At 47.3% G+C, this 2,362-nt stretch carries 3 protein-coding genes; 2 read left to right on the top strand and 1 reads right to left on the bottom strand.

All coding sequences use genetic code 11. The features are described from left to right. Positions 1 to 55: 55 nt before the first annotated feature. The gene (locus tag Q0294_RS10585) at positions 56 to 1,033 is read left to right on the top strand and encodes a DUF1559 domain-containing protein (protein WP_299464561.1); all 978 of its coding nucleotides are present in this window, start codon (positions 56 to 58) and stop codon (positions 1,031 to 1,033) included. Between the two features lie 61 nt (positions 1,034 to 1,094). Further along, the gene (locus tag Q0294_RS10590; RefSeq protein ID WP_299464564.1) at positions 1,095 to 1,505 is read left to right on the top strand and encodes a hypothetical protein; all 411 of its coding nucleotides are present in this window, start codon (positions 1,095 to 1,097) and stop codon (positions 1,503 to 1,505) included. Between the two features lie 90 nt (positions 1,506 to 1,595). On the opposite strand, the gene Q0294_RS10595 is transcribed toward Q0294_RS10590, so the two are convergent. Further along, positions 1,596 to 2,362, bottom strand: a 767-nt coding sequence (locus tag Q0294_RS10595; protein ID WP_299464567.1) for a tetratricopeptide repeat protein, incomplete at its 5' end; no start/stop codon positions are given.

Below are 2,362 nucleotides of genomic sequence, written 5' to 3' on the forward strand. Positions count from 1 at the left end.
TCTATCTTGCTATTTTGAATTTTATTATTTTTTTATTCTGAAGGAACATATTGAGATGAAACAAACTCTGCGTAAAAGTCCCTTTTATCGAAAGTTCGGTTTTACACTGATCGAACTGCTGGTGGTAATTGCCATCATTGCCATTTTAATTGCATTGCTGTTACCAGCCGTACAACAGGCGCGTGAAGCAGCCCGACGCAGCACGTGTAAAAACAACCTGAAACAAATCGGTCTGGCTTTACACAACTACCATGAAACGCATCGCGTCTTTCCTCCGGGTTTCATCGACAACGAACTTGATTACTCAGGTTCAAAAACGGGTGGTGTCGTTGCCAACAACAATGGTCTCGGTTGGGGGACTATGATTCTGCCGTTTATGGACCAAGGCCCGCTCTATAACCAGATTGGGTCAACAACAGGATCTTTCGGAGAGCATTGGAGCGTCAACGCTTCCACGTTGGCGAAAACCGTTCTGCCTGCTTTTAACTGCCCTTCCGATCCGATGGGAGGCATTAATACCGATAAGAGCAGCTTTGGTAAATCGAATTACCTTGGCAGCCATGGCACATCAGCAGCCTCGAATAGTAATGGAATCTTATATGGAAATTCCAATACGAGAATGCGTGACATCATCGATGGAACCAGCAATACCATTTTAGTCTCGGAAAGAACAACAAAAAATGATGGTGCTGGAACTAATAACTGTGGTGGAACAACGGACTGTGCCTGGACGGGCGGATTGTGGATTGGTCCACGTCACGCCACTTCCACATCTGACACCTGGCACCCCGGGCTGTACCACTTTGATGTCACGAACTTTGGAGGTGGTAACCCCACTTATCTGATTAACAGCTCAGCTTCCACGTGGGGCGAAGACTGGTGTGCTTCCAGTGCCCATGTCGGCGGTGCGCACATGGTGCTGACCGATGGTAGCGTTCGCTTCATCAGCGAAAACATGAGCAGCGGCGGCACAAATACAACATACTCCAACCTGGTAACTCGCTCCGGTGGTGAGATTGTCGGCGAATTCTAATTCAAGGATATTTTCGACAATGAACAATCTTATCAACGAGATCAATTTACGAAGGGGCGTTATGAAGCTACCAGGAAGTCGGTTACTCGTCATTTTATGCAGCGTCGCTCTGTTTTGCTCTGCAGGCTGCGGAGAAGGAGCTCCCAGCGACACACCAGAGCTTGGAAGTGTCACTGGAACCGTTACCATGGATGGGAAGCCTTTAGCCAATGTTACAGTGACCTTCGAACCAGAAACGGGAAAACCTTCGTTTGGAGGAACCGATGCAGAGGGATATTACGACCTCGTCTACAGTAAAAACGAAAACGGGGCCAAGATTGGTCTGCATACAGTCCGTATCACAACCCCGACCGAAGGACCTGAAGACAAAGGAAAAGATCCGATTCCTGCTAAATACAACACAAAATCGACTCTAAAAAAAGAAGTGAAAGCAGGAACGAACGAGATTAACCTCGAACTGACTTCGAAGTAAGACTCGTTCGTGAACTGAGAACTTCATAGTCAATCACAGCCCGGTTCCTTTTCGTGAAAAGCGACCGGGCTTTTTCATGCGCAATAACTTCTATTCACTCTTCTTTCCTGCTACTGTCAAGTCTGACAATTCTCTCAATGCTCTGCCGTGATTCGGGTTGAGTTCGACACAGCGTTCGTAGGCTGCTTGAGCGGCTTTCAGATCACCCATCAGGCGTTTCGTTTCGGCATAGTAGAACCAGGCCTGCGGATCTCGAGGATTCAGCTTGACGGACTTTTGAATTGATTCATCTGCTGACGGAAGCTGATTATTTCGGAAGGCAATCATCGCGTATAATAACGCCATCTTTGCCTGATGCTCGTCTCGTTTCTCTGTCTCTTTCTGCTGCTCGTAATATTCTGCCAGAGTCTGATGAACTTCAATCGTAGGCGACATCTCCGCAACTCGCTGCAGAAGTGGGACCGCCTTATCCATCTGCCCCATCAGCATGTAAGCTCCGGCTCTGAACTGAAGCAAATCGGCACTTTCGACACCAGATTCCTTTAATTTATCAATCAGCATCAGCAATCGTTCGGGATTTTTCCGTTGAAACTCTATCTCAACCATACTGATGAGCGTCGCCTTATATTGTGACATCGGCCGATCGCCCATCAATTGAATCACCTCTTCCAGTTTTTTGGCAAGGTGATCCATATCAGTTCGTTCGATTAAACGGTTGTAAGCTTCAATTTCTTTGGAAATCCCGTGTCGGCTACTATAGGGCGTAATAAACTCCGTATTGAAATTCAGCGGTATGATATACATGGTGCGTTCCACTCTGTCTGCAGCCTGTTTTGCCTCTGCGGTTCGTCCCAGGG

This window comes from uncultured Gimesia sp. (assembly GCF_937919775.1).
Taxonomy (GTDB): Bacteria; Planctomycetota; Planctomycetia; order Planctomycetales; family Planctomycetaceae; genus Gimesia.